Genomic DNA, 26093 nt, shown 5'->3' with positions numbered 1-26093 from the left:
CGGCGGCTAGAACTCCGTCAGCTTCGGTCGCCGGCCGATCGTCACGTGGTCGATGTCTTCGAGATAAAACCCTTTGATGAGCGATGGGATCATCATGAAGACGAGGCAGAAGATCGGAAGACCCACAACCGTAATGACCTGCTGCAGTGCCTCCAGACCCATCTCGCCGGCAAGCACGATCAACATCGCTGCGACCAGGCCTTCGGACACGCCCCAGAAGACGCGCTGGCGAACCGGACCGGGCTCTTCCGTGCCGGTGCACAGCATGTCGATGACAAGCGACGCTGAATCCGATGAGGTCGCGAAGAAGATCGCCACGATCACGATCGCGAAGCCCTGGACCAACTGCACCAGAGGCAGGTTTTCGAAGAAAGCGAACATGGCGAGCGGCACGGACCCCGCGACCGCGCGGCTCAGCGCCCCGGCGCTTTCGCCCATCTGCTCGCGCACCACGCCGATGCCGTCGAACTGCATGGCCTGCCAGCCGAAGATCGCAAACCAGATCAGCGTGAAGAGCGACGGCGCCAGGAGCACGCCGAAAACGAATTCGCGGATGGTACGGCCCTTCGAGATGCGCGCCACGAAGATACCGATGAAAGGCGACCACGTGACGGTCCACGCCCAGTAGAACACCGTCCAGCCGCCCTGCCAGCCCCAGCCCTCGCCGTTCGGATCGTTGTTGGCCAGCATGTCGTTCCAGAACGCCAGGCGCGGCAGGTTCGAGAAGTAGATCCCGAACGTCTCGACGATCCCGCGCAGGAGAAACAAGGTGGATCCCGCAAACAGCACGAAGAACATCAGGATCACGGCCATGCCGATGTTCAGGTTCGACAGGAGCTTGACGCCCTTGTCGAGCCCGGCGACGATCGAGGCGACCGCCACTGCCGTCAGCACCGCAAGGATTGCAACCGTCAGCGGCACGCCGTCATTCACGCCGAAGAGCGCCGATAGGCCCGCCGCGATCTGCGAGGAGCCAAGACCGAGCGACACAGCGACACCGAACAGCGTGCCGAGCACGGCTGCGATGTCGATCGTCTTGCCGATCGGACCATGGATGCGCTCGCGCAGCAGCGGATAGAACACCGAACTCACCCGCACCGGCAGATCGTAGCGGTGGATGAAATAGGCAAACGCCAGGCCCGGCAGCGTGAAGATCGTCCAGGTGTGCAGACCCAGATGATAGATCGAGATCGCGATCGCGTCGCGCGCGGCCTGCTGGGTATAGGGCTCGACGCCCGGCAGCGGCGGCTCGGAAAAATGGCTGATCGGCTCGGCCACGCCCCAAAACATGAGAACCGTGCCGATCCCGCCCGCAAACAGCATCGTGAACCAGGACAGATTGGAATATTCGGGTTGGCTGTCGCGCTTGCCCAAGCGAATGTGCCCATGACGGCTCGCCGCGGCCCAGATCAAGAAGCCCAGCCAGACGTTCACGCCAAGGATGAAGAACCATCCCAGATTTGTGACGATCCACGCACGACCATTTTCGAACGCGGTTCCGATCGGTCCCGGCGCGACGACGAGCACGACAACAAAAATGAGGGTGAGTGCCGCGGACACGAGAAAGATGACGGGATCCGTGCGCAACCCGAAGCGCTTTATAAGAGCCTCCACTAATATTCTCCCGTCGGTATTGGTCGATTGCGTCAAGCAATCGGGGCTTCACTGAATATCGACATCAATTGTCAATATCGGTTAGTAGCCAATCTGGTCCGATCCGGCCACCCCGCACATCTGATGTTGCATCATCTACTCCCGGCCGAAGTCTGGCTTTGCATGCAGCGCGGAATACTGGAGGAGAGGATCAGTCTTCGACGAACCTCTCCTGGCATCAACCTATGAAGGGTGTGAGACGAAAGATGGATGTTGCCCACGCGCCTTATCCGGAATAGCCTAGAATCCACATTGATTTGTGACATTAACCGTCAGAACCACGCTGGAGGAGGGCGCGGATGCTGATCTTGGTTGTGGACGATCATCCATTGGTGTGCGCGGCGTTGGAGATGACGCTCGTCAATGGTCTGTCGGACTGCGCGGTGAAGTCTGCTCAGTCCGTGGCAGAAGCTCTGTCCGTTATCGAAACACATGATCTCGACCTGGCCTTGCTCGACCTCAAGCTGCCGGATGCATCCGGCCTCGACGGGTTGGAGCGCCTGCGCAAGGCGGCCCCTCGCCTGCCGATCATCGTGATTTCAGCCCTGGATGATACAAGGTTGATGCCGATGGTTCGAAGCATGGGTGCGAGCGGCTTCATCAGCAAGACCGCCAAACCCCGCGACATTTTCGAAGCGATCCACGTCGTGCTCGATGGTGGCGCGGTTTTCCCGCAGAACACGACTGGCATGGACATGCACTGTCCGGAGGCGAGGCGCGCCGAAGAGATTCACCTCGCCGCCGCCATGCACAGCCTTACGCCGCAACAGCGGGTGGTTTTGCGCATGCTGGGCGAAGGTTTGCTGAACAAGCAGATCGCCTATGAGCTGTCGATCAGTGAGTCGACCGTCAAAGGTCACGTGTCGGCGATCCTGCGCAAGTTCGAGGTTCCATCGCGCATGCAGGCGGTACTTCTGGCGCAGCGCACCATGTTCGATCAGGCGCTGGGTGCCTGATCGACCTCGATGTCGATCGCGAGATGGGTGAGATAGGCGCGCAGTTGGGCCGGTTTGACCGGCTTGGCGAAGTGCTCGATGCCGTTTTGCCGGGCCCGCTGGCGCACCGCCCATGACGTCTCCGCTGTGACGAGGATCGCCGGCACCATGCTGCCGATCCGCTCGCGCAGCCTGACGATGGCTTCGATGCCGTCGATATCGCCGTTCAGATGATAATCTGCGATGATGGCGGACGGTCTCGTCAAGGCGCGATCACACCGCGCTTCGATCTCGGCGTAGGATGATCCGGTCACGCTGGCGAACTGCCAATGGTCGAAAAGCGTCGTCATGGCGTGCGCGACCGTTTCGTCGTTTTCGAGCACGATCAGCGTCTTTCCCGAGGTTGGCGATACCGTCAACTGCGCTTTGTCATCCATATTTCCCTCAAGCGTCGTGCCGCCCGAATTGTCCTGGGTGCGCCACGCGTTGATGACGAGAGAAAACACCGATCCCCGCCCGACTTCCGACTTGAGCTCGATGCGCTGTCCGAGAAGATCGGCCGCGCGCTGGGCGATGGCAAGCCCGAGGCCAAGGCCTGTCACGTCGGAGTTTGCAGCGGTTGCACGTTTGAACTCCTGGAAAATGAGCTGCCGGTCGACCGGCTGGATGCCGGGGCCGGTATCGTGGATCTCGATGCGCAGCGATGTACCCGCACGCTTTGTGCCAAGAAGGATGCGGCCGGAGGGCGTGTACTTGATCGCGTTGCTCAGAAAATTCTGAACGATCCTGCGCAACAGATTGGGGTCCGTGCGGATGATCGCCGTCGTCGGCACAATCCTGAGATCGAGACCGCGCGCCCCGGCAAGCGCACTGAATTCGATGCGCAGCGTCTCGAACAGTTCACCGAGCTTCACGTCGGCAAGCTTGATCTCGTAGCAGCCAGAATCCATCTTCGACATGTCGAGAAGCGTGCCGAGAATGCGTTCGGTCGATTGCAGCGAATGATCGATGTTGTCGATCAGCTTCACCGCTTCCGGCTGCGCCCCTGCCGCGCTTTCGAGCGCAAAGAGATAAAGCCGCGCAGCGTTGAGCGGCTGCAGAAGATCGTGGCTGGCGGCGGCGAGAAACTGCGTCTTGCTCATGCTCGCCGCTTCGGCGGCGCGGCGCGTGCGAACGAGGTCGGCGGCGGTGGCTTCGTGGCGGCGCACCTCATCCTGCAGCGCCGCGTTGAGCGCCACGAGTTCGCGCGTGCGTTCGCTGACGCGCTCCTCCAGTTCATCCTTGCTGCGCTCGAGCATGCGGGCAGCCTGGTACTGGGTCGTGACGTCAGTCAACGTCACCACGAATCCATCGTTCGGCATGGCGCGGAAATTGGCGGAAACGGTTCTCCCGCCCGGATAGAAGATCTCCAGCCGTAGTGGCGGCCGCTTGTTCACCTGGCCGATCCAGCGGAGAAACTCGCTTTCTCGCTCCTCGGCGATCCGCGCCCCGCGCGCTAAGAGAAGGCCGATGAGTTCCCGGACAGTCGTCCCCTCGTGCAGCTCGACATAGGGCAGGTTGGTCAGCATCGCCGCCTGCGAATTCCAGGCAACGAAACGACGCGCACCGTCGAAGACGACGACACCCTGCGCAATGCTGGCGAGCGTGGTGGCGAGCACCTCGGACTGCTCCGCCATACGGGTCAGCCGGCTCGTCTCCTCCAATCGCTTGAAGGGCGTGATGTCGCTGACGATGGTGACCTTGCCGCCGTCCTCCGTCGCTCGCTCGCTGATCTGGATCCAGCGCCCGTCGCTCAGCAATTGCTGGAACTGGCAACGCGTCTCGCTGTGACTGCTTGAGCGGCTCGCGATCCAGGCATCGGGGTCCGTCACCGCCTCGACGATCACGCCGATGCGCGCCGCGTGCCGAATGATCTCCTGGAAATGCGTGCCAGGTTTCAGGAGATGTTCGAGCTCTGGAAAGATCTCGCGGTACTTGCGGTTGCACAGGACGATGCGGTCGTCCCTGTCGTAGAGGATGAAACCTTCGCCAATGGAGTCGATCGCTTGCCGAAGCTGGCGCCGCGCGATCTTCGCCTCGCTCATCGCGCGGGCGAGACGCTGGATGCGCTTCTCCACATTGCCTTCCACCTCGATCAGCGGTTCGATCGTGCGAAAGACGCGGCCCGACAGATCGTTGTTGCGGTCCACCTGCCTGATCAGCGCGTCACGGATGATCCGGAGCTTCTCGTTTTCGCGCCGCAGCTGCCGCACTTCCTGCTGGAGTTGCTGGTCGAAGGATAGGTTCGGATCGACATGTTTCATTCGGCCGCCCCGATCGCCAGCCCGGTTAGCGTCTGGCTCAGATGCAGAAACTTGAACTGTTCGCCATAGGTGCTGAAGCCGATCATGTTGAAGCGTTTGAAGATGGGCAGCAGCTCATGCTTGATCCCCAGCCGCTCCGCTTCCAGCCGCCGCAGGATACAGTCGAAACACAAGACCATCTCGATCGACCCCAGCCGATCGGAGATCTGCTCCATGTTGAGCAGCAGATTGTCGCGCATGTCGACGGGCGAGGCCGGCGTAAGCACGATGCCTTCATCGACCGCACAGAAGAAATGCAGCGCAGCCTGGTCGTCAGATTTTTGGATAGCGCGCACGTGATAGTCGCCGCCGATCCGCGCGAGCAGCGGGTTCGCGGCGAAGACCGCAGGCGTCAGTGCAGAGACGTCCACGCCGATCAGCCTCGCATATTCTTCGGCAGCGGGCTCGGCATTGATCGTCTTCACGATGCGCCGTTCCGGATCAGCGCTGGTGATGACCAGCTTCTCTTCCATCGGCCGGAAATGCTCGAACTTGAAGACCTCGATCTGGCGGTTCGACGCACCAATGACGACGAGCGCCGTGTCCTCGAGAATCGCCCCGTTGTAGAATATCTGGGTCGTGTCGAAATGCAGGTTGTCGCCGGCCGACGCGCCAAAGACGGGCACCTCGTCGAGTGCCGCGTAGGCGCTCGCTGCGATCTCTTCCTCACGTCGCGACAACCCGTCGACCAGCAGCATCGCGAAGAGGTTCGAGCGGTCCTGTTCCAGCTCGCGCAACAGCCGGAAGTAAGCCGTCTCGATCAGCTCGCCGCCGCGCGGAATGGAGAATTGCTTGAGGTTCTTCAGAAGGCAGATCTCGAAGGAAAATGCACTGCGGTCGAAGGCGAGAACGATCGCGCCGTCAGCCTCGTAACGCTGCTCCGTCAGGCTCCCGGCCGTCGTGCAGCCGATCAACGGTACGCCCGGAAATCTCGCGGACAGTGAACGCACCACTGCATCGTAAGGCGCGGCGGACGAAACGAAGAGCGCAATCAACGCTGGCTCGCAGCCGACGATGCCGGTGGCGAGCTCCTCCACAATGCCTTCCGGCATGCGTGATCCGGACCATGCGCGGCGAATGGCTGGGCGGGACGCGGCACGGGGCCGGTCGCGAATACCCAGGCCACTCTGTTCCCAATCAGCCATCTTGGCGCCTAACGGTCGAGCCCGCCTGCTTCAGTAGAAGCAGCGGACCTCGGCTTCTATCTGCGACTGCCGCAAGGCATCGACCTTCGACTGGCTGGCCGGCGTCTCACGGAAAATCATCATCTTTTCGCCACCGCCCGGCACCTGCCGCATGCGCAGCACCGTTTCGGCAGCGCTATAGTCCTCATAGGTGAGCAGCGACGAAACCACGTCGATGCTGCACGAACATTGCCTGAGCGCCTTCGCCGTCTGTCCGTTTGCCGCCATGCAGCCAAGCACGTAATCGGCGACCACCTCGGTGGGATAGCCGTTTGCAGCATCAGCCCTTGGAACCGTGCCTGCAGCGCCGATGGCGAAGAGCGCCAGCATGAGGTGCCATCGCCGCGTCATTGGACGAGCTCCCTGAACCGATAGGTCTCGCGCAGACGCACACCGCTGCCGTCCATCGCCGGCACTTCGCTTGAGAGTTCGTAGACACTGCCGGGCAGATCGGGCGACAGGCTGATCTGATAGAGCTTCTTGGCGAAGTCGGGCATGCGGCTGGCCGCGTCCGCATCATCATACGGCATGAGGCTGACTGTCTCGATGGCGATCTCGTCGTCGGCGACCTCGGCCGTTCCTTCCTCCGCTTGCGCCGGTTGTGCGAGCATGTCGCGCAGGCGGCTGCGGAAGAATTGCGGCGAACCGCCCGTGTTGCGGCTCATGAAATCGGCGTCCCGCTGAAAGAAGACCAGCAGCAGCGGGTTGATGGTCTCCGCCGTCGTCGAAACCGATAGCGTTCGCGTCTTGGGGAAGACGGCGATGTCGAAATCGAAGCCACCCTCGGCATCCGATTCCTCAAACTTCAGGCGCACCTCGTCCTTGAAGGGTTCTTCGAGAATGTCGCCCTCAAGCGTGTAGTCATAAACCAGTTCGCCGGAGCCTTGCAGTTCAGCGAGGTGGTTGGCGCCGTAGACGCGCTCGCCGGCTGACCCTTCGACAAGTTCCGCTCGCGAACCGTCCAGTGCCAGCGACGGCGCAGCAAAGGTCATCGCGGCGAGGCTCAACGAGAGACAGCCGACCGGCAACAACGCAAACCTGCCTGAGACGACTCTTGTGACGAGCGAGGCACAGTGTCCAAAAACGCTCATTCTTTCACCATGTGCGAATAGATCGCTTGTCCGAGCGCGAAGGCGCGCTGGTCCAGCAAAACGGGTTGCTCGCAAAGATAGATCAGCGCACGCCGGCGCTCGTCGAAGACCCGGATTTCCCAGTCGAGCGCGGTCGGCGCACTGTCCGCACTGGCCGTGGCGGGCGCGTTTTCGGCAGCGGCGATGCGGCTCGATCGAATGTGTTCCGCGCGCTCCCGCTGACTGCGCGCATAACGGCCGATCCCGGCGATGATCGACGCGCGGTCGCGATTGATCAGTTCGAGCGTCCGCCCGAAAAGGGCCGTGAGCTGATCGTTGCGTTCGCTCTCCGGCAGCGCCTGCGCATAGTCGGCAACCAGCGTGCGCGCCTCCTCGATCGGCAGCCGGCGCACCGAAAGCTGTTCAGCCATGGCGCGCACATCCTCGTTGCGTGCCCAGGCAGCCGGTTCCGGCTCCGGCCCCGCCCAGACCTGAGCCGTGGATATGCGCGGCACGAGGCGTTGAATGCACGGCCAATCCGGATTCGAGCCATCGGCAGCCTGGGCCGCGCTCGGAACAGCCGCCGCGATTGCCAGTCCAAGAGCAGCCACAAGCGGCCTTGAGCGGCGGCCAGCGCCGCCGCCTCGTTTCAGGATTTCGATGGTCGACGTCATGGGCACCTCCCGTGCTCAAGACCAAAAAACCGACATGGCCTCACGGCTTGATAGCGATTCCCCAGGGAAAGCTCCCAACGGGGATGGACACCATCGCAGTGTCGGTCGCCGTGTCGATCAATGTGACGTCATTGCTGACGCCGTTTGAAGTATACAGCGTTGTTTCGTCCGGCGTGAGTTCCAATTGCCAGACGCGCTGGCCGACGAGAATGTAATCGAGCACCTCATGCGTCTGCGCATCGATCACCGCAACGCGGTTGGATGGGCCGAGCGCCACGTACGCCTTGCTGCGATCCTCGAGAATCTTCACGCCGACCGGCTGCAGCGCTTCGGGCTCGACACCGGCGACCTCGAACGAGATCTCGCGCATCACTTCCATCCCCACCGGATCGATGACGCTCACCGTGCCACCGATCTCGGCCGTGACCCAGACCTCCGAACCGTCGGACGTGAATTCAGCAATGCGCGGCCTCTGGCCGACAAGCACGTTGCCGACGATTTCGTAACTGTCGGTATCGATGAAGTGGGCCATGTTCGTCGTTTCCGACGTGTTGACCACGATCTTCCCGTCCGGGCTGACACCCATGCCTTCCGGCTCCACGCCGACCGGAATTTCGGCGATCATCTCGCGCGTCTCCAGATCGATGACGGTGACAAGGTTGTCGTCTTCATTGGCGACATAGAGCCGATCGCCCTGCGGTGCGATGACGAGAAGTTCGGGATCGGGACCGGAAGGCAAGGTGTCGACGAGTTCCAGCGTCTCGGTGTCCATCACCTGGATCGTGTTGTCGTCGCTGGCGCAGATATAGAGAAACCGGTTGTCGTGGCCGAGCGCGATCCCGCGTGGACGGTTGCCGACCGCGATTTCGTTGATCACTTCCTGCGTTTCACCATCGATCACGGAGATCGTGTTGCCCTGCTCGTTCGACACGAACACCGTCAATGCGTGGGCCGGCCAGATGCCTGCAACCAGCCCCACACCCGCCGCAAGCGCCGCGACCTTGCCACCATTCTTCATTGCCCAATTCCTCCCGTTGAAATGCTTCGACGTCGTTTTTTCTATTGCAGTCGGCATTCGCTTTCTGGTTCGTCGTAGCCGAGGCTATCCAATGGTGTGCGTTCATGCAGGAAACCCGGTTGGGGTGACGCAGACACAAGCACGCGCTTGTTGGCGATCAGCACGGGCTGGCGCATCTGCTGGTCCCAGCTTCGATAGCTGAGCCCGACACCCTTAAACCCACCGATCTCGAAATCCGGACTGCGCAGGAACGCGCGCATCTCGGCTGCATCCGCGCTGTTGAGGCGTGTCACCGCTTCACCGATGGAGCGAACCCCAAGCCAGGCGCCGTAGTCGCGCTCTTCCATCCATCGGTCCGCCACCTGTTCGAAGCGGCGTTGGATCTGCGTCGATCCCCACTGCTCCAGAACGCGGTGCCACGACATGGCGACCAGCCCATGCGTGCCGGCGACCGGTCGGGCGGCATAGGTGTTGTAGGGAAGGTATTCGCCGAACACCTCGTTCTCGTCGGCGACGACCAACACGTCGTATTCGCCGCCTTCCTGTGTCGCCAAAGGCATCTGATCCTGGATCTGGATGTGGCCGCTATCGGTACGCCTTGAGATCGCCGAATAGGCGTAGTCGCTCTCGGCCACGACTTGCGCGCCAAACTTTTCGGCCGAACGCCGGATCGCGTCGGCGAACGCGACATCGTTCTCCTGCGTCCCCGACACGAGATAAAGCCGCGGCCACCGCTTCCAGACGAGAAACTGCACCAGGGCGTCGGTCCGCATGGAGCGGCTCGGCGCCGTGTGAAACACATTGTCAAAGCAGACATTGATGCGCAGATCGTCATCACCGACGCGGCCGTTGAAAATAAGCGCCTCGCTGGCTTCCGGATGTTCGGCGATCGCTTGCAGATCGTCACGCGGCAGATCCGAGATGAACAGCGTTCGGCCGCTTTGCCGCTCTTCCTCGAATACGGCGGCAATGTCTTCGTCAGCGGCCAGAACCCGCTCGACCAGCGAATAGGTGTGTCCGAGAAACCCGCCGGTCGTCTTGTTGTCGTCGAGCGCGAGCCGCGCGCCCCACACGCCTGGATCTTCCACGATGGGATCGACGAAGGACAATGGCAGACGTTCTTCCTGATCCCGTGAAAGGAACACGATCTCCACGTCTACGGCCCTGGCTGCCGTCGTGGCGGCAAGTATAGCCAGCACGACGGTTGTGCAAAGTCGTATCAAAAATCCTCCCGCCCGGCCCCCGCCGGCTTTTGTCGCTCCATTGGTCGGCGCTGATACGCCTGATCTCCCGATGGCAATGTGACAAAGGGGTCGACCGGTCGATATAGTGCTAAGGTACTACGCCAGTCTCTTGGCGGCGTTGATGCGACCGGCCTCAGTAGATCAGCTTATCCACTGCTTCGAAGTACTTAAGGACTATTTAGCCCCTCGGCGCCCCTGCCTACAATCCACTGATCGCAAGCTGCCATCTTGCGTCGAGACGAGAAGAGGGGATTAGCATGAAGACGCGTGCGGCAGTCGCTTGGGCAGCGAACCAGCCTCTATCCATAGAGACGGTGGACCTGGCTGGTCCGTCAGCCGGTGAGGTCCTGGTCGAGATCATGGCGACCGGCATCTGCCACACCGATGCCTACACCCTGTCGGGTCTCGATTCGGAGGGCAAGTTTCCGGCAATCCTCGGTCACGAGGGCGCGGGTATCGTGCGCGAAGTCGGCGCCGGGGTGACATCCGTCAAGGTGGGCGACCACGTCATCCCGCTCTACACGCCGGAATGCCGCAACTGCAAAACCTGCCTCTCGCAGCGATCCAACCTCTGCACCGCGATCCGCTCGACCCAGGGCCAGGGCGTGATGCCGGACGGCACGAGCCGCTTCGCATGCGAGAGCGGTCCGGTCTTCCACTACATGGGCTGCTCGACCTTCTCCAACTTCACCGTTCTGCCGGAGATCGCGGTGGCAAAAGTGCGCGCCGACGCGCCCTTCGACAAGATCTGCTACATCGGCTGCGGGGTCACCACAGGTATCGGCGCAGTCATCTACACCGCCAAGGTCTGGCCGGGCGCCAATGTCGTCGTCTTCGGCCTCGGCGGCATCGGTCTCAACGTCATCCAGGGCGCCCGCATGGTGGGCGCCGACAAGATCATCGGCGTCGATCTCAATCCCGCAAAGGTCGAGATGGCCCGCAAGTTCGGTATGACGGACTTCGTCAATCCCAACGATGTCGGCCAGGACAAGGTCGTGCAGGCGATCGTCGATCTGACGGATGGCGGCGCCGACTTCTCGTTCGACGCCACAGGCAACGTCAACGTCATGCGCCAGGCGCTGGAATGCTGCCACCGCGGGTGGGGACAATCGATCATCATCGGTGTGGCGGAAGCAGGCAAGGAGATTGCGACGCGACCGTTCCAACTTGTCACCGGGCGGGTCTGGAAAGGCACCGCATTCGGCGGCGCGCGAGGCCGGACCGACGTACCCAAGATCGTCGACTGGTACATGGAGGGCAAGATCAACATCGATGATCTGATCACCCACACGATGCCGCTCGAGGAGATCAACACGGCATTCGATCTGATGCACGAGGGCAAGTCGATCAGAAGCGTTGTGGTCTTCTGACGGTCGAACCGACAGGGTCCGGACGAGGAAGTCTGCGATGGACGTCGATCAACGCCAAAGCCAGCCAGTCGCCATCGCTGGCGACGTTCGCCGCAGGCCTTTCCAGGAGCTCTCCCGTGCGTCGTCGTTCGGCGGGCAACAACTGACGCTGATCCACGACAGCGCCGCCACGGGCACCCCCATGCGCGTCAGCGTGTACCTGCCACCCGCCATCGAACGGGGAACCGTCCCGGTCGTCTATTTTCTTTCCGGCCTCAGCTGCACCGAAGAGAACTTCACGGTGAAGGCGGGCGCACAGCGCATGGCCTCGGAACTGGGGCTGATGATCGTCACGCCCGATACGAGCCCGCGCGGCGACCGTGTTCCGAACAGCGACGACGATGCACTCGGCCAAGGCGCCGGCTTCTACGTCGATTCCACCGAAGCCCCCTGGTCCGATCATTTCCAGATGTTCAGCTATGTCGCCGACGAGCTTCCGCGGTTGATCGAATGCACATTTCCGGTCATCCGAGGAAAATGCGGGATACTGGGCCATTCCATGGGCGGCCACGGTGCCCTGACGATCGCCATGCGCCATCCCGAGCGCTACGGCTCGGTTTCAGCCTTCTCACCGATCGTCGCGCCGAGCGCCGTGCCATGGGGGCGGAAGGCGTTCGCCGCCTATCTGGGCCCCGACGAAGCTGCATGGCGCGAATACGACGCCACGTTGCTGCTGCGCGATCGCGGTTTTCCCACGCAGATCCTCATCGATCAGGGCACTGATGATCCCTTCCTGCAGACGCAGCTTCAAACCGAACGCTTCATCGACGCTTTGAAGGCCCGGGGACAATCGGCGAAAGTGCGGATGCAGGCGGGCTACGACCATTCCTATTTCTTCGTCGCAACGTTTATCGACGATCATCTGCGCCACCACGCGCATATCCTGCAGCAGGGCTCCGGCGGGTAGATTGAGGTACCTCAACCTCCCCTGCCCGCCGTCGGTCCGCCCCGGGCTGGCGTGTAACCGACCAAAGCCGCGATGCCGAACACCAGGAATGTCGCAACGACGATGCCGAGCGCCATCAGGTTCGGCTCGCGGTAGATCGTGAACCGGATGAGTTCCACCACATAGGTGAACGGATTGAGCAGACAGAGCTCGTAGATCGTGACGCTGCCTTCGCGCATGCGCCAGAGCGGATAAAGCGCCGACGACATGAAGAACATCGGGAAGATGAGGAAATTCATGACGCCCGCGAAGTTCTCCAGCTGCTTGATCCATGACGACAGGAACATGCCGAGCGCGCTCAGCGTCATGCCGGTCAGGATCAGCACCGGAAACATCATGATCAGCCCGGCCACCGGCAACCGCGTGCCGAGCAGCATGGCGATGATGACGAACGCATACACCTGGATGATCGACACGAACGTTCCCGACAGCATGCGCGCCAGAAGCAGGTAGCTGCGCGGCAGCGGCGTCGACAAGAGCACCCGCATCGAACCCATCTCGCGATCATAGACCATGGACAGCGAGTTCTGCATGCCGGCGAAAAGCTGGATCATCCCGATCAGCCCCGGCACAACATAGACGTCATAGGTGATGTAGGTCTTGTAGGGCGGGATGATGGAGAGGCCGAGCGCCGCCCGAAAGCCGGCAGCGAAAACGATCAGCCAGATCAGCGGTCGCACGAGCGCGGAAAAGAAGCGGCCCTTCTGCTGCAGGAAGCGCAGCATTTCGCGCGAGAGGATGGCGAAGAATGCACGTGTTGCATGTCCGCTCTTCATGCGGCGCGGACCGCTTCATGTGCCGTCATCCGGGTGAAGGCCTCGTCCAGATTGGCCGCACCGGCCGACGCGACGATGGCGTCCACTTGTCCAGCCGCGACGATCCGGCCCTTGTCGAGCACGATGACGTCATCCTCGTCCGCCACCTCGTCGACCAGATGCGTCGCCAGCAGAACCGTCATCCCCTCGTCTCGGGCAAGCTCGTGAACATGCTTGATGAGCCAACGCCGCGTCGCGATATCGAGCCCTGTGCTCGGTTCGTCGAGCAGCAGCAGGGCCGGATGATCGAGAAGCGCGCGGGCCACCTCCACGCGTCGCCTTTGCCCGCCGCTCAGCTTGCGCACCTTGGTCTTGTTCAACCCCTCGAGTCCGATCGCCACCAGAAGCATGTCGATGCGATCCTTCGCCTGATGCCGTGTCAAGCCGCGCAGCGCCGCGAAGTAGCGGAGGTTCTGGTCGATGGTGAGATCGAGTTCCAGCGTCTGCGCCTGAAAGACGATCCCGAGCGACGACAGCGCCGCCGACCGATCGCGGCGCAACGGATGCCCCGCGATCACGACTTCCCCTTCTCGACAATCGAAGAGCCCGGTGATGAGCGAGAACAGCGTCGTCTTGCCGGCGCCATTCGGGCCGAGAAGTGCCGTCACCTTGCCAGGCGCGAGATCGAAGCTGATGTCGTTCAGCGCAGGCTTTTTGCCGTAGCTGTAGGAGATGTTGCGAACCGAAAGTGCCGTCGGCGGCTGCGCCGTTTCAGTCATACCTGCAGACCGCCCTTCCCTTATTGCTGTTCTTCGAAGAGCTGGTTGCGAATGAGATAGCGCACGCCATGGGCCCAGCTTTCATCGGTGTTGCCGCGGATGCTGGCATTGTATTTGCGCAGCAGATCGCCTGTCTCCGCATCATGCACCGACATGCTGAGGCTGAGGATGAGCGTCGAGATCTTCTGCACGAAACCGGTGACCACCTGGTCGGCGCCCAATTCGCGCGCCAGCCGGCTTTCGCAGCCATTGCAGGTGCGCAGCTTCGGCATGGTGGCCAGCCGCTCCTGCATCGCATCCGTGTCGACCAGCTCATACCCACCCTGGTCGCGATAGGCATCGCGCAGCAGGTCGGTGATCATCTCCAGTCGTGCCGCTTCGGCCGGGTCGGCCCCACGCACTTCGCCTTCCAGACTCGTGTCGTAAAGCTCGAAGGTGAAAATCGCGAGCTTCTTGTCCTCTGCGGCCAGACCCGGATTAATCGAGCCGAGCAGAAGCAGCCATACCAGCGTGAAGCGCACGGGGATCGACGTCACGAGGCGGATCCCATGCGCAACGGCCAGCTGTGCTCGAAGACGTTTCCTTTGGTATCGGTGGCACGAGCCGTCAGCTCACCTTCACCTTGCGGCATCACGAAAAAATTGAAGCTCGGGTTCTCACTGATCGAGATGTCGCCCTCGAATGTCAGTATTTCCTGACCATCGATCGACACTGCCAGGTCGTTGACATAGTGGGACGGAATCCAGAGCTGCGTCACCTGATCGGTCTGAAGACCGCTGAAATTGGGATGGCTGATCATCAGCTGAACTTCTGCCGGCTGGTCGACCTCCCACTCGCCAATCTGCCGCATGCGCATGTCGCCCAGCCGCGCCATCGCCTGGGCATTGTTCTTCGTCGCCGGCGCAGCGCAGCCGCCCGATGCCTTGACGAAGGTCTCCGCCATGTAGAGCTGGCCATCATCCATCTCGGCGATCGCCCGGATGGTGGAATAGGCATTGACGCGAACGCGCGTGGCGATGTCTGCGATGCCGTTGGCGCGGGAGAAATGGAATGTGCCCGCAACCGGCGCCGGGTTTTCGTCGATCACGATCGTCAACGACTTGATGTAGCGCTCGTCATCCGGGCCGATCATCGATTTGATGCTGATCGGCACGAGCGCCGCGTCCTGGGCGCGATCGGGGGCTTCGATCTCGAGCAACCCGCTGCCGTCATGAATGGTGCGGTCATCGCCGTAAAGCTCGGACCGGATCTCGGTCCACGCTTTGTTGTCCTGAGCCAGCGCCGGATGCCCGGCCGGCATCACCAGGATAACGAGCAGGAGCAACCAGGCCGAAATCGCGAAGCGAAGGGAGGTTGAAAGTTTCATCATTCCCACTCCAGTTCCGCATAAGCTGCGATGATGTTGCGCCCGTGCCCCTCGTCCCGCAATAGCCAATTCGGCCCAGCGAGATCAGCGAGTTCTGCCACCGCCTCGGTCATGTCAAGTCCGTCCGCGATCGCCGCGCGTACGCCGTCGCGCAGCGAAACGAGATAGGCCTTCTGCTGCTCGATCGCTTCGCGGCCGGATCCAAGCGCCCCATGACCCGGCATCACTTGGGACACATCGCCCGGCATCAACTCATCCAGAACGTCGATCCAGCCATTGATGCTGCCGTCGACGATCGGTATCCGATCCACAAAAAGCAGGTCGCCTGCCCATAGCAGTCCGGTCCGGGTGTCGAAGACGGTCAGATCGTTGTCCGTATGCGCGGCCGGCCACGCCTTGAGCAGGAGCTTGCGCCCTCCGACATCGATTTCCGCAGCATCGTCGACAAGAAAGCCGGGCTGAACGACCCGCGTCTCGGCACCATCCAGCGACAGTGTCTTGATCTGCTCCAGATAAAAATCGCCGCGCTCGGAGAGCGCTCCAGGCAGCCGATGATGACCGATGAAGACGGGTGCCGCGTCTTCAAAGGCGCCGTGTCCAAAACAATGATCGAGATGAACATGCGTCGCGATCACGTGGCTCACGGGCTTGTCCGTCACGTGGCGAACCGCTGCCATCAGCGACTCGCCTTGCGCGTATGTCGTGCCCGTGTCGACGACCGCAACGCTCTCATCTCCGATGATGAAGCCGATATTCGCGATCGCCCCATGATTGTCCGCAGTCATCGCTTCCTGGAGGCCGTAGCGCACATGGATCCCGTCCTCGATTTCCTGAAACGGCAGATCGGATTGGCGGGCAAGCGCAGCGCTGCTCGACGGACAGCATGACGAAAGAAGCGCAAGCATCGCCGAGCGGCAGACGAACTGCCGGCGCGTGGACTCACCGCCGCGCACCGCCTGCCCGATCATGCCGTCGAAACTGCTGATCGGCGGCCAGCGATGTAGATGCGCTGCCATCAGTGGATCGTTGCAGCTGACAGGTCCGGTCGCCATGGACGCACGCTCTCCAGCGCACCGTCGTCCTCAACCCACCCCGTCACCCCATCGGGAAACCAGGCTACGTCGGTGAACCCGTATTCCACCGCGCGCTTGGCGGCATTCCACGACATCCAGCAATCGCGCTCGCAAAAGAACACGAGGCCCTTCTCAGCGTCCGGTCCCGCCAGTTCGTCGAGCTTCGCGTGAAACGCCGCGTCCTCGCCGGGTTGCAGCTTCCCGTAGCCCATATTGGCAAGCCAATGGGCACCCGGAATGGTTTCCCGTTCGGGCTCGCGCCACACGCTGTCATCCGGCCGATCGTTAGGCAAAGGTGGTGCCGGCATCACGTCGATCAGCACGACATCGTCCGACCCAACCAGCGCATGCATGGCGGCGACGTCGATGGTCCGAGCGCCTGCGACGCCATCGGGAACCGGGGCACGATAATTGTCCATACGGTACGGTTCGGCCTCGGCAGCCGTCTGGCCATTGGCGTCTTGGTCGCCCTCGCTTCCGATCTCGGAGCGTTGCTGAGCGCCAGCCTGCGGCTCGCTGCCCCCTGCATCATCGGGCTCTTGTGCCGGGTCTGCAGTGGCGGGCAGCGTCATAGGCAGGATCAGCTTGCCGGCATTGTCGAGGAGAGGCACGCCATAGGACTGCAGGATCGCGTCGATGTCGGCCTTGTGCTCCATCAGGATCGCGTTGAGCTGATCCTTCCAGTTGTTCTCACCATGCCGGATTCCCATCGAGATCCGGTAGTCGACGCGCTCCGTGCCGCGTGCTGCCTGAAGTGGCTCCATCACGAGGTTCGGATCGATCTGCTGGATCCAATATCCGGCAAGCGGCCCCCACACGAGCGCCGCATCGGTATCGCCATCCGCCACATCCTGCACCATGTCTCGGGCTGGCTTGTCGATCCGCGTATCGACGATGAGCGGGTAGTGCTTGGACTGATCGAGATGGCCGTAACGCGCCGCTGTGGTCGCACCCGGCGTTCCCGGCTGAATGCCGATTCTAAGATTGTCGAAGGCCGGATCATCCAGATCGCCCGAAGGCAGCACAAGATCCGCCCTGTGCACGATCATGTAGGCGGCGCGGTAATAGGGATTGGTGTTCTGCATGAGTTCATTGGTGGTCGCCACGCCGATGACGACATCGCAGCGCGATGCTCCGAGCGTCATGCGCACGAAACCAACCGTTTGCGGAAACCAGGTATATTCGATCGGTACGCCAAGTTCATCTGCGATCAACTCGGCGATCTTGTTCTCGAACCCCTCACCCTTGTCGTTCGAATAAGGGAGATTGCCTGGGTCGGCGCACACTCTCAGCCGGGTCCGGTCGACGATCTCACCCAGCAGCGAGCGGCCGAAGCTCCCCTGCTGGGCGCCGATCGACCCCATCCCGCCCGGCGTCGTGTCCGGCGGGGTTTGCGCCTTGGCTCCAATTTGTCCGAGACCCATCGCTGCGATCATGAAAGAAAGCGCAAGAATGGACCCGGTTGGATGGAGCCGGCCGGTCATTGGTTCGCCTGCCATTCCTGGAAGACCGGATCGTTCTCGGGATCGATACGATCGGGACGACCACGCCCCACGGCGTCGTCGGCACGTGCCTTCAGGTAGGCGTAGATGTGGTCGATGTAGAGCATGACGTCGACATTGTCCCCGAAGGCAGGCATGACCGAGTTGCCGCTGGCGCCACTCGAACTGCGGCCATTGGCGACGGTCGCGGCAAAGTCCGCATAGGACATGTCCTTCAGCGAATTCACCAAGGCGGGCGCGAATGTGCTGCCCATGCCGTCCGGACCGTGACAGGTGTGGCAGGTGTTGTGATACCGGCGAAAGCCATTGTAGGTGCCGTAATCCACCTTCCCGTCCTCGACGATGTAAGGCTTGTCTTCCCAATCGACTGCCTCATCCTGGGCTTGGGCGGGGGCAAGGGATGCGGCTGTAAAGAGCAGCATCGCGCCGCAAAAGCCGGTGGCGGCCGACATCAGATAGTTCATCAGGATCTCCTCGGGATGGTCTTTGAGCTTCCTTCGGATCGAGCAGGCGATCATGAGGAAGTCTTCCAACTGGATTCGCGGCCCGGTAAAAACGACCGGGCCGCGCGATGTTCAGGAACGATGCAGGACGCTTGCTGCCATCATTCGCTCGGGAGGCTGAACACCGTCAGCTGGCCGCCAAGCTGGGTGTAATCGGACAGCGACTGATACGCGCCCACAGCACCCAGACCGTCGGTACCTTCCGTCAGACCTGCGGCAAGGCCAATGCCCGCCCAGCCGCCAATGCCCGAGAGCACGGCCACATACTGCTTGCCGTCATGCTCATAGGTGTTGACGTTGCCGATGATCCCGGACGGCGTCTTGAAGCGGTAGAGCTCCTCACCCGTCTCCATGTCGACAGCTTTCAGGTACCCTTCGAGCGTGCCGTAGAACACGATGTCGCCAGCCGTCGCCAAGGCGCCCGACCAGACCGAGAACGGTTCTTCCACCGACCAGACGATTTCGCCGGCGGCCGCGTCCCAGGCGATGAAGTTGCCCATGCCACCGTGGCTGTCAGGGGCTGGATACATCGACAGGGTTGCGCCCACGTAAGGCTGGCCCGCTGTGTAGGAAACCTGGAAAGGCTCGTAATCCATGCAGACGTGGTTCGTCGGAATGTAGAAGAGACCGGTTTCCGGCGAGTAGGCCGAAGGCTGCTGGTCCTTCGTGCCGAGTGCGGCTGGGCAGATGCCTTCCGAATTCACGTCGACACCGTTCTGGGCAGTGGAGTATTCGGCAACGACCTGCGGCCGACCGTACTGCTCGTCGTCCTCGTTCATGACGACTTCCGTCGCCCAGTTGACCGCGGGATCGTATTTCGCCGCCACAAGCAGCTCGCCCGTCTCGCGATCGAGCGTGTAGGCAAAACCGTTGCGGTCGGGGTGGAACAGGACCTTCCGTTGCTCACCGTCGATTTCCATGTCGACGAGGATATTTTCGTTGACGCCGTCATAGTCCCACTCGTCGTGGGGCGTCATCTGGTAGACCCACTTGGCAACGCCGGTATCCAGATCACGTGCGAAGATCGTCATCGACCAGCGGTTGTCGCCGGGCCGTTGCGCCGGGTTCCAGGTGCCGGGGTTGCCGGAGCCGTAATAGACAAGGTTCAGTTCCGGGTCGTAGGATACCCAGCCCCACACGGTGCCGCCGCCGAGCTGCCACTGGTCGCCCTCCCAGGTGTCGACGCTCGAGTTTTCGCCGACCGGTTCGCCGAGATGGGTGGTGTTCTCCGGATCGAGAAGGATCTGGTCGTCCGGCCCGACGGAATAGGCACGCCATTCCTGTTCACCCGTCTCCAGATTGTAGGCCGTCATGTGGCCCTGGACACCGAACTCGCCGCCGGAATTGCCGACAAGCACCTTGTCGCCCGCAATCAGCGGCGACATCGTGCCGGTTTCGCCCTTGGAAGGATCGCCATTCTGCGTCTTCCAAAGCTCTTCGCCCGTCTTGGCATCGAGCGCGACCACGTTCGTGTCGGCCTGGTGAAGAATGATCTTGCCGTCGCCATAGGCCACGCCACGGTTGACCGTATCGCAGCACATGACGGGGATGACGTTCGGGTCCTGCTCGGGCTCGTAGCGCCAGATGATCCGGCCATTGTCGTTGAGATCGAGCGCAAAGACCTTGTTGGGGAATGGCGTGTGAACATACATCACGCCGTCGATGACGAGCGGGCCACCTTCATGGCCCCGCAGGACGCCGGTGGAGAAAGACCACGCGACTTGAAGATCGCCGACGTTATCCTTGTTGATCTCCTCCAATTCGCTGTAGCGCGTGGCGGAGTAATTGCCGAGCTGCATCACCCAGTTTTTGGCATTCTGCTGCATCTCGACAAGTTCGTCGTTCGCAGTGGCAAGCGATGTCGTAGCGGCCAGAGCCAGCACCGAACAAGCCGCCATCAATCCGAATTTTTTCATATCCTCCATCCCCATCTGATCGTCCTCCCGTCACGCCTCGCGACCGGCCTTGTTGCTGCCGACACGGGCACTGACGCCCAGGCTAGGCTCGGCGCAGTCTGGAAATTTTGGATGGCGCCCCAGGCTGTGTCGATAGAACGTTAGTACTGCGAAGTACTGGAGCATCAGACCGAACGTCTTTGTGCAATGCATTATTAGGAGTTCGCACTGCAACCAGGAAGCATTTGGTAGCAGACGAGCTCGTCCGAAGGAGCGTTGCTTGGCAGGCCGTAAGTACTATTGTTGCGCCTGAGGCGGGATGGAAAAATTCGGCCCAATCTAATCGCATTCACGGTTCGTTTCTTGCTGCCGCGCCTTGGCGCGACCGCAGCAATGATTTTGCTGAATTTTTGACAGTACCCAGCATCGAGATACCGCCTGCGGCTTCGCTTCATCGGGGCCGTGCGGCCGGATTCACCTTAGATTTGGAGGAGACAGACAGATGGCCATACTTGCGCGAGGCGGGTGCCGTTGCGACAGCAACCCGGTGCGGTTCGAATACAACAAGGAGCCGGCAGAGGTGCATTTCTGCCTCTGTACCGATTGCACCGATACGTGCGGCGGTGCCCTCGCCCTGATCGCCGTGGTCGAGCGCAACGCCTTCACGATCACAGCCGGCGAGGAAAAAATCCGCAATATCGACACGAAACCCACGTGCCACCGCCGCTACTGTGCCGATTGCGGCTGCCACATGTTTCTCTATGTCGACGCTTTCCCGGACCATCTGTTGATCCATGTACCGACGATAGATCGGGACACGGATGTCGGTGGCAAGCCTGACCGCTGGGTCTTCGTCAACTCCAAGCATCCCATGGTGACGATCCCCGACGACGGCCTTCCGCGTCATCCCGGCTGGGCCGCGAGCGGTGACCCCGTTCAAGCGGCATGAGGCGGAAGGCGCATCGAAGCGACTGAATGGCGCGTTCTGGGTTCTCGACTAGCTCCTGTTTCTGGCCCAAGAGCGAGACTATAACCCAGCCCTCTCAAGGGAAGATTGTTGCTCGGCGCTCTCTGGGCAGCTTGCGACATGGTCTACGCCAGCGCACGATTCCTCCGCGTCCAGTTGCAGAGGATTGTCGCGTGTAGGCGCTTCTTCAACGAAAAAGAGCGCAGGCCATGCAGCCTGCGCTCTATCATTTGGCCGGAGAACTTGCTTCTGAAAGCGCCTCGGGCCGGATCGGTTTCCTAGAACAGGACGGGTTCGTCACCGTCCGCCGGTGCGTAGCGGTTGATTTCCATTCCGCAGCTGACTTCGATGAATTTCGGTGCACGCCAGGTCATGTTTCCTCCAATTCAGTGAACGTGGACTGCCACGTTGGCAGAAGCTATTCCAACACTACGGCAAGTACATTGCAATGGTGCCGGCCCCGCCGGCCATAGTACCTTCGTACCTGATCGGATCATTGCAGCAACGCAAATGCTGCAATGCAATAAGAGCTCAGCTTGCGAGGCTGGATACTAAAGAACCTGTTTGCCTCTTCCCTGCTTGTTGCTACGCAAGGCATGGTGTTGGCTTGCGTAGCATCGCGGAGGAGGATTTGGAAAACAACAACGACATTCGTGCACTCGTCCTGGGAGCGGCAGCTGGCGGCGGACTGCCGCAGTGGAACTGTGGCTGCCCGAACTGCCGGCTGGCACGCGACCCGAATAGCGGGCTCCGCCCGCAGACGCAGTCCTCGCTTGCCGTCACTGCCAACGGGCATGACTGGGCGCTTCTCAACGCCTCTCCGGATATCAGGTCGCAGATCGAAGCCAATCCGGTCTTGCATCCCCGCGCCTTGAGGGACACGCCGATCGCCAGCGTGCTCGTGACGAATGGCGATATCGATCACATCGCCGGTCTGTTGATCCTGCGGGAAAAACAGCCCTTCCGCTTGTTCACGACAACGGCCATCGGAGACATCCTGGCGGCGAACCCCGTGTTCGAGGTGCTCGACCCGAACTGCGTCGAGCGCATCACGGTCGCCTTGGATCAGCCTTTTCCCTTGGTCAACGGCATCGAAGCCACGCTCTTCGCCGTTCCGGGCAAGCTGCCGCTTTTCATGGAGGGCGAGAACCCGGAAACGGCTCTGGAAGGTGAGCAGACGGTCGGGGTCGAGCTGAAGGGCTCGGGCAAGCGGATCTACTACATTCCCGGCTGCGGCCGCCTGACCGACCGGCTAACCGATCGCATCCGAGGCGCCGATCTCCTCTTCTTCGACGGCACGGTCTTTCACGACGACGAGATGGCGCGTGCCGGCACCGGTCTCAAAACGGGCCGCCGCATGGGGCATATGCCGATGTCTGGCGAAGGAGGCAGCATCGATGCCTTGAAGGGTCTGGCCATCGGGCGCACCATCTATGTGCATATCAACAACACCAATCCGGTGTGGCAGCAGGGACCCGAGCGACGCGCAGCCGAACAGGCGGGCTACGAAATCGGATATGACGGGATGGAGGTTCATCTGACATGACGGCGCAGCCGCGAGAAACTTTCGAAGCGCGCCTCCGGGCAATTGGCGAGACTCGATACCACGACAAACATCCATTCCATGGCATCCTCCACGGCGGCCAGTGCACGATGACCCAGGTGCGCGCCTGGGTGATCAACCGCTATTATTACCAAAGCCGCATCCCCATGAAGGACGCCGCCTTTCTCTCGCGCTGCACGGATCCCGACCTGCGCCGCGCTTGGCGCTCCCGCATCGAAGATCACGATGGCGGCGTCGCCGAAGGCGGCGGCATTCGACGCTGGCTGAGACTTGCAGAAGCCGTCGGTCTCGATCCGGCCTATGTGGCTTCAACCGAAGGCGTTTTGCCCGCCACGCGTTTTGCCGTGGACGCGTATGTGGCGTTCGTCCGGGATAAGCCGATGCTGGAGGCCGTCGCCGCATCGCTGACAGAACTGTTTGCACCGAAGATCCACAGCCAGCGGATCGCCGGTCTGCTCGAACACTATGCCTTCGCCGACGATGCGGCACTTTCCTACTTCCGAACGCGCTTGAACGAAGCACCCAAGGATGTTGCCTTCGGCCTCGCCTACGTTCTCGACCATGCGGACACGCTGGAAAACCAGGATGCCGCTGCTGCGGCCCTGACCTTCAAGACCGACGTGCTCTGGTCGCAGCTCGACGCCTTGCATTCCGCCTATGTCACGCCGGCACGCATTCCACCCGGTGGATGGGATGGAGAAACGGGCGTGCGGGAAAGCGCTCAGTACCAAGGAGCCGCCCAATGAATGGCGAAACATCTGCCGCGCGGATCGACGGGGCGACGATCGCAAAGCTTGCGCGCGGCGTGCGGCTGCGCGACGATGCGGTGCGCGGCCAGCAGGTGCTGCTCGCGCCAGAACGCGCCATGGCTCTGGACGAGATCGCAGTGAAGATCGTCCACGCCCTCGATGGCGCTCGATCGATCGACGCGATCACCGATGCATTCGCGGCAGAGTTCGGCGCACCGCGCGACCAGATCGCTGGAGACGTGATTGCCTTCGTGCAGGAGCTCTCCGATCGACGCATGCTGGAGATTCTCTCATGACAGCCATCCAGTCCCTAGAACGGACAACCGCGGCGCCGTTAGAAACACCCCGCATTCTGCCGCCCATGGCGCTTCTGGCCGAATTGACGCATCGCTGTCCGCTGGCCTGCCCCTATTGTTCCAACCCGCTCGAATTGACGGGTCTGCGCGAGGAACTGACGACCGAGGAATGGATCCGGGTGTTTGCGGAAGCGGCCGCACTCGGCATCCTGCACCTGCATCTCTCAGGCGGCGAACCCGCTTCGCGGCGCGATCTCGTGGACCTGACCAAAGCCGCGGCCAATCTGGGCCTCTATACCAATCTCATCACCTCCGGCGTCGGCCTCACGGAAGGGCGGGTGCAGCAATTGTCGGATGCGGGGCTCGACCACGTGCAGCTCTCGCTGCAGGGGGCCAACGCGACGATGGCCGATCATGTTGGCGGCTACAGGGGAGGGTATGAGCGCAAGATGGCCGTCGCCGACTGGGTCAGGCAGGCTGGCATTCCGCTCACTGTCAACGCAGTCTGCCACAAGCAGAACATGGACCAGCTCGACGAGATGCTCGATCTCGCCGTTCGTCTGGGCGCACGACGCATCGAAATTGCAACGGTGCAGTTTCACGGCTGGGCCGAACGCAACCGGGAAGCCTTGATGCCGACCCAGGAGCAGGTGGAACGCACCAATGCGACCGTTGCGGCCGCGCGCGAGCGGTTGAAGGGCGTTCTCGTCATCGACTACGTCCCGGCCGACCACCACTCGACATACCCGAAGGCCTGTATGGGTGGCTGGGGCCGCATCGGCCTCAATGTCGAACCATCCGGCGAGGTGCTCCCCTGCCATGCCGCCTCGACGATCCCGTCGCTGCGCTTCGACAATGTCCGCGAGCGACCCTTGGCCGACATCTGGTATCGCGGAGACGCCTTCAACGCATTTCGCGGCGACGCTTGGATGCAGGAGCCATGCCGGTCCTGCGAACGAAAACACATCGATTTCGGGGGTTGCCGCTGCCAGGCGATGGCGCTCGCCGGCGATGCGGCGGCAACGGATCCGGTCTGCATCCGCTCGCCCCTGCGCCCGATGCTGGAAACGGCCGCCGCCAGCGACGGCGCCGCCACGCCGGGTGCATTCGTCTACCGCACGATGAAACCGCAGTGATCGGGAACGACGCCTGCGACAGTCGCCCGAAACACCACCTCGTTCATCGATGGTCTCAGCCTCAGATCACTGTGACGGCGTCACGCGCCGAACGTCGATGGTCGTGCCCTGCTGGCAGATCGACATCTCCACGATGACACCATCGACCGTGACACGGTCGCCCGGATAGAAGCCGCGAATGTCTCCGGCAAGCGAATAGGTTCGACCATCGTCCCCGCGCATCGTGGGGCATTCCACACCCTGCCGCGTGAGCGTGCCGGAAACGGAAAAGAGCGGCCGCTCGGGTCTGCTCGGGCGGCCGATCACCTGATAGGCGTCAGCCACTGCGCGCGCTCGGCCGTCTCGGCTCTGCAGCCCGAAAAAAACCTGTTGTCCGGGGCGGGCCCAATTCGGCAAGCCGACGGCAATGTTGACGCCGCCGCGTCGATCGGCACGGGCATTTCCGATCACTTGAAGGCGATAGGGGCTATCGCCGGCCATGATCTGGACCCGGCTCCCGGGCTCGAAGCCCGCCCCACGCAACGCGACATCATCATCAATCCGCCCTCTGGACTGATCCAACGTCAGCGAAAGCTGCGCCACCGGCGCATCCGCCGGCAAATAGATTGTCTGCCCGACCCGAAGGAAGCGCGGATCCACGCCCCGGTTCAGGAACTGGAGCTCCGAGAGAGGAATGCCGGCGCTGCGAGCGATCGAGGACATCGTGTCGCCCGGTCGTACAATGTAACGAACGACCTCCCGCTCCACGAAGCGACCCTGCGCAAGAGCAGGCGGAGCCAGAACCGCTTGGCTGACGGGAGAAAAGCAGAAGAGGGAAGCTGCGATCAGAATTGAAAGACGACGCATCGTGACACCCATGAATTGACCGTCACAACGCGTACACAGGTCAGCCTGAACGCGAAGTGAATTTTTTGCAAAGTAGCGCTTCATGACCCTGCGGCGTCAGCTTCGGCCATGACTGGGGAGTCCCTGGCCCGCCTTCGCCGCGATGCTGGCTCAGGTGCACGTCGGGCACCGTTGTCGCAGCGGAGGG

26 protein-coding genes are annotated in these 26093 nt (G+C 61.9%); 8 read left to right on the top strand and 18 right to left on the bottom strand.

Annotation, left to right across the window (positions count from 1 at the left end; genetic code table 11):
• Positions 1-6: 6 nt before the first annotated feature.
• The gene (locus QQL76_RS00130; RefSeq protein ID WP_499205842.1) at positions 7-1614 is read right to left on the bottom strand and encodes a BCCT family transporter; all 1608 of its coding nucleotides are present in this window, start codon (positions 1612-1614) and stop codon (positions 7-9) included.
• 338 nt (positions 1615-1952) lie between these two features.
• Here QQL76_RS00130 and QQL76_RS00125 point away from each other — a divergent pair, with 338 nt between their 5' ends.
• Complete coding sequence (locus tag QQL76_RS00125) at positions 1953-2609, top strand: response regulator transcription factor (RefSeq protein WP_499205841.1); 657 nt, start codon at positions 1953-1955, stop codon at positions 2607-2609.
• On the opposite strand, the gene QQL76_RS00120 is transcribed toward QQL76_RS00125, so the two are convergent.
• The 7 genes from QQL76_RS00120 to QQL76_RS00090 form a co-directional block, all read right to left on the bottom strand.
• Complete coding sequence (locus QQL76_RS00120; RefSeq protein WP_499205840.1) at positions 2591-4891, bottom strand: PAS-domain containing protein; 2301 nt, start codon at positions 4889-4891, stop codon at positions 2591-2593. The two genes, QQL76_RS00125 and QQL76_RS00120, sit on opposite strands and share 19 nt — an antisense overlap.
• On the bottom strand, positions 4888-5982 hold the full coding sequence (locus tag QQL76_RS00115; RefSeq protein ID WP_499205839.1) for an FIST signal transduction protein: 1095 nt from the start codon (positions 5980-5982) through the stop codon (positions 4888-4890). The genes QQL76_RS00120 and QQL76_RS00115 overlap by 4 nt, the downstream gene beginning before the upstream one ends.
• Positions 5983-6105: 123 nt before the next feature.
• Complete coding sequence (locus tag QQL76_RS00110; protein WP_499205838.1) at positions 6106-6465, bottom strand: hypothetical protein; 360 nt, start codon at positions 6463-6465, stop codon at positions 6106-6108.
• Entirely contained in the window at positions 6462-7205 is a 744-nt protein-coding gene (locus QQL76_RS00105; protein ID WP_499205837.1) for a hypothetical protein, read from the bottom strand. The genes QQL76_RS00110 and QQL76_RS00105 overlap by 4 nt, the downstream gene beginning before the upstream one ends.
• Positions 7202-7858, bottom strand: a complete 657-nt coding sequence (locus tag QQL76_RS00100; RefSeq protein WP_499205836.1) for a hypothetical protein — start codon at positions 7856-7858, stop codon at positions 7202-7204. Before QQL76_RS00100 ends, QQL76_RS00105 begins: the two co-directional genes overlap by 4 nt.
• A 40-nt stretch (positions 7859-7898) precedes the next feature.
• On the bottom strand, positions 7899-8876 hold the full coding sequence (locus QQL76_RS00095) for a beta-propeller fold lactonase family protein (RefSeq protein ID WP_499205835.1): 978 nt from the start codon (positions 8874-8876) through the stop codon (positions 7899-7901).
• Between the two features lie 41 nt (positions 8877-8917).
• Entirely contained in the window at positions 8918-10075 is a 1158-nt protein-coding gene (locus QQL76_RS00090; protein ID WP_499205834.1) for an ABC transporter substrate-binding protein, read from the bottom strand.
• Between the two features lie 302 nt (positions 10076-10377).
• On the opposite strand from QQL76_RS00090, the gene QQL76_RS00085 reads away from it, so the two are divergent.
• A complete protein-coding gene (locus tag QQL76_RS00085) occupies positions 10378-11490 on the top strand; it encodes an S-(hydroxymethyl)glutathione dehydrogenase/class III alcohol dehydrogenase (protein ID WP_499205833.1) in 1113 nt (370 codons plus the stop codon).
• 37 nt (positions 11491-11527) lie between these two features.
• Complete coding sequence (gene fghA / locus QQL76_RS00080; protein ID WP_499205832.1) at positions 11528-12436, top strand: alpha/beta hydrolase family protein; 909 nt, start codon at positions 11528-11530, stop codon at positions 12434-12436.
• Between the two features lie 11 nt (positions 12437-12447).
• Here fghA and QQL76_RS00075 read toward each other — a convergent pair whose 3' ends face one another.
• From QQL76_RS00075 to QQL76_RS00040, 8 genes are all read right to left on the bottom strand, one after another.
• Positions 12448-13251, bottom strand: coding sequence for an ABC-2 transporter permease (locus QQL76_RS00075; RefSeq protein ID WP_499205831.1), 804 nt, complete (start codon positions 13249-13251; stop codon positions 12448-12450).
• Positions 13248-14009, bottom strand: coding sequence for an ATP-binding cassette domain-containing protein (locus QQL76_RS00070; protein ID WP_499205830.1), 762 nt, complete (start codon positions 14007-14009; stop codon positions 13248-13250). The genes QQL76_RS00075 and QQL76_RS00070 overlap by 4 nt, the downstream gene beginning before the upstream one ends.
• Positions 14010-14029: 20 nt before the next feature.
• On the bottom strand, positions 14030-14545 hold the full coding sequence (locus QQL76_RS00065) for a DUF3280 domain-containing protein (protein ID WP_499205829.1): 516 nt from the start codon (positions 14543-14545) through the stop codon (positions 14030-14032).
• Positions 14542-15378: a quinoprotein dehydrogenase-associated SoxYZ-like carrier gene (locus QQL76_RS00060; protein ID WP_499205828.1), complete on the bottom strand. Its 837-nt coding sequence runs from the start codon at positions 15376-15378 to the stop codon at positions 14542-14544. The genes QQL76_RS00065 and QQL76_RS00060 overlap by 4 nt, the downstream gene beginning before the upstream one ends.
• Entirely contained in the window at positions 15375-16391 is a 1017-nt protein-coding gene (locus QQL76_RS00055) for a quinoprotein relay system zinc metallohydrolase 2 (protein ID WP_499205827.1), read from the bottom strand. The genes QQL76_RS00060 and QQL76_RS00055 overlap by 4 nt, the downstream gene beginning before the upstream one ends.
• Positions 16391-17932, bottom strand: a complete 1542-nt coding sequence (locus tag QQL76_RS00050; protein ID WP_499205826.1) for a quinoprotein dehydrogenase-associated putative ABC transporter substrate-binding protein — start codon at positions 17930-17932, stop codon at positions 16391-16393. Before QQL76_RS00050 ends, QQL76_RS00055 begins: the two co-directional genes overlap by 1 nt.
• Entirely contained in the window at positions 17929-18414 is a 486-nt protein-coding gene (locus QQL76_RS00045; RefSeq protein ID WP_499205825.1) for a cytochrome c family protein, read from the bottom strand. Before QQL76_RS00045 ends, QQL76_RS00050 begins: the two co-directional genes overlap by 4 nt.
• A gap of 140 nt (positions 18415-18554) precedes the next feature.
• On the bottom strand, positions 18555-20351 hold the full coding sequence (locus QQL76_RS00040; RefSeq protein ID WP_499207072.1) for a methanol/ethanol family PQQ-dependent dehydrogenase: 1797 nt from the start codon (positions 20349-20351) through the stop codon (positions 18555-18557).
• Between the two features lie 499 nt (positions 20352-20850).
• Here QQL76_RS00040 and QQL76_RS00035 point away from each other — a divergent pair, with 499 nt between their 5' ends.
• The gene (locus QQL76_RS00035; protein ID WP_499205824.1) at positions 20851-21297 is read left to right on the top strand and encodes a GFA family protein; all 447 of its coding nucleotides are present in this window, start codon (positions 20851-20853) and stop codon (positions 21295-21297) included.
• 296 nt (positions 21298-21593) lie between these two features.
• Here QQL76_RS00035 and pqqA read toward each other — a convergent pair whose 3' ends face one another.
• On the bottom strand, positions 21594-21689 hold the full coding sequence (gene pqqA / locus QQL76_RS00030) for a pyrroloquinoline quinone precursor peptide PqqA (RefSeq protein WP_126007877.1): 96 nt from the start codon (positions 21687-21689) through the stop codon (positions 21594-21596).
• 257 nt (positions 21690-21946) lie between these two features.
• Between pqqA and pqqB the strand changes: the two genes are divergently transcribed.
• The 4 genes from pqqB to pqqE are packed head-to-tail and all read left to right on the top strand — an operon-like array spanning position 21947 to position 25060.
• Complete coding sequence (pqqB, locus tag QQL76_RS00025; protein ID WP_499207071.1) at positions 21947-22861, top strand: pyrroloquinoline quinone biosynthesis protein PqqB; 915 nt, start codon at positions 21947-21949, stop codon at positions 22859-22861.
• Positions 22858-23625 carry a heme oxygenase-like domain-containing protein gene (pqqC, locus tag QQL76_RS00020; RefSeq protein WP_499205823.1) on the top strand — a complete coding sequence of 256 codons (768 nt, stop codon included), beginning with the start codon at positions 22858-22860 and terminating at the stop codon, positions 23623-23625. Before pqqB ends, pqqC begins: the two co-directional genes overlap by 4 nt.
• Complete coding sequence (pqqD, locus tag QQL76_RS00015) at positions 23622-23924, top strand: pyrroloquinoline quinone biosynthesis peptide chaperone PqqD (protein WP_499205822.1); 303 nt, start codon at positions 23622-23624, stop codon at positions 23922-23924. Before pqqC ends, pqqD begins: the two co-directional genes overlap by 4 nt.
• Positions 23921-25060: a pyrroloquinoline quinone biosynthesis protein PqqE gene (gene pqqE / locus QQL76_RS00010; RefSeq protein ID WP_499205821.1), complete on the top strand. Its 1140-nt coding sequence runs from the start codon at positions 23921-23923 to the stop codon at positions 25058-25060. Before pqqD ends, pqqE begins: the two co-directional genes overlap by 4 nt.
• A gap of 66 nt (positions 25061-25126) precedes the next feature.
• On the opposite strand, the gene QQL76_RS00005 is transcribed toward pqqE, so the two are convergent.
• A complete protein-coding gene (locus QQL76_RS00005; protein ID WP_499205820.1) occupies positions 25127-25906 on the bottom strand; it encodes a DUF5818 domain-containing protein in 780 nt (259 codons plus the stop codon).
• Positions 25907-26093: the final 187 nt, after the last annotated feature.

Source organism: Rhizobium albus (assembly GCA_030160035.1).
Classification (GTDB): domain Bacteria; phylum Pseudomonadota; class Alphaproteobacteria; order Rhizobiales; family Rhizobiaceae; genus Georhizobium; species Georhizobium albus.
Note: the sequence above shows the minus strand (reverse complement) of the source record. Positions and strands in the feature narration are given on the sequence as shown.

Coding starts and splice junctions, on each gene's coding strand:
- QQL76_RS00125 (WP_499205841.1), top strand. CDS start 1,953: ATGCTGATCTTGGTTGTGGACGATCATCCATTGGTGTGCGCGGCGTTG.
- QQL76_RS00120 (WP_499205840.1), bottom strand. CDS start 4,891: ATGAAACATGTCGATCCGAACCTATCCTTCGACCAGCAACTCCAGCAG.
- QQL76_RS00115 (WP_499205839.1), bottom strand. CDS start 5,982: ATGCCGGAAGGCATTGTGGAGGAGCTCGCCACCGGCATCGTCGGCTGC.
- QQL76_RS00110 (WP_499205838.1), bottom strand. CDS start 6,465: ATGACGCGGCGATGGCACCTCATGCTGGCGCTCTTCGCCATCGGCGCT.
- QQL76_RS00105 (WP_499205837.1), bottom strand. CDS start 7,205: ATGAGCGTTTTTGGACACTGTGCCTCGCTCGTCACAAGAGTCGTCTCA.
- QQL76_RS00100 (WP_499205836.1), bottom strand. CDS start 7,858: ATGACGTCGACCATCGAAATCCTGAAACGAGGCGGCGGCGCTGGCCGC.
- QQL76_RS00095 (WP_499205835.1), bottom strand. CDS start 8,876: ATGAAGAATGGTGGCAAGGTCGCGGCGCTTGCGGCGGGTGTGGGGCTG.
- QQL76_RS00085 (WP_499205833.1), top strand. CDS start 10,378: ATGAAGACGCGTGCGGCAGTCGCTTGGGCAGCGAACCAGCCTCTATCC.
- fghA (WP_499205832.1), top strand. CDS start 11,528: ATGGACGTCGATCAACGCCAAAGCCAGCCAGTCGCCATCGCTGGCGAC.
- QQL76_RS00075 (WP_499205831.1), bottom strand. CDS start 13,251: ATGAAGAGCGGACATGCAACACGTGCATTCTTCGCCATCCTCTCGCGC.
- QQL76_RS00070 (WP_499205830.1), bottom strand. CDS start 14,009: ATGACTGAAACGGCGCAGCCGCCGACGGCACTTTCGGTTCGCAACATC.
- QQL76_RS00060 (WP_499205828.1), bottom strand. CDS start 15,378: ATGATGAAACTTTCAACCTCCCTTCGCTTCGCGATTTCGGCCTGGTTG.
- QQL76_RS00055 (WP_499205827.1), bottom strand. CDS start 16,391: ATGGCAGCGCATCTACATCGCTGGCCGCCGATCAGCAGTTTCGACGGC.
- QQL76_RS00050 (WP_499205826.1), bottom strand. CDS start 17,932: ATGACCGGCCGGCTCCATCCAACCGGGTCCATTCTTGCGCTTTCTTTC.
- QQL76_RS00045 (WP_499205825.1), bottom strand. CDS start 18,414: ATGAACTATCTGATGTCGGCCGCCACCGGCTTTTGCGGCGCGATGCTG.
- QQL76_RS00040 (WP_499207072.1), bottom strand. CDS start 20,351: ATGGCGGCTTGTTCGGTGCTGGCTCTGGCCGCTACGACATCGCTTGCC.
- QQL76_RS00035 (WP_499205824.1), top strand. CDS start 20,851: ATGGCCATACTTGCGCGAGGCGGGTGCCGTTGCGACAGCAACCCGGTG.
- pqqA (WP_126007877.1), bottom strand. CDS start 21,689: ATGACCTGGCGTGCACCGAAATTCATCGAAGTCAGCTGCGGAATGGAA.
- pqqC (WP_499205823.1), top strand. CDS start 22,858: ATGACGGCGCAGCCGCGAGAAACTTTCGAAGCGCGCCTCCGGGCAATT.
- pqqD (WP_499205822.1), top strand. CDS start 23,622: ATGAATGGCGAAACATCTGCCGCGCGGATCGACGGGGCGACGATCGCA.
- pqqE (WP_499205821.1), top strand. CDS start 23,921: ATGACAGCCATCCAGTCCCTAGAACGGACAACCGCGGCGCCGTTAGAA.
- QQL76_RS00005 (WP_499205820.1), bottom strand. CDS start 25,906: ATGCGTCGTCTTTCAATTCTGATCGCAGCTTCCCTCTTCTGCTTTTCT.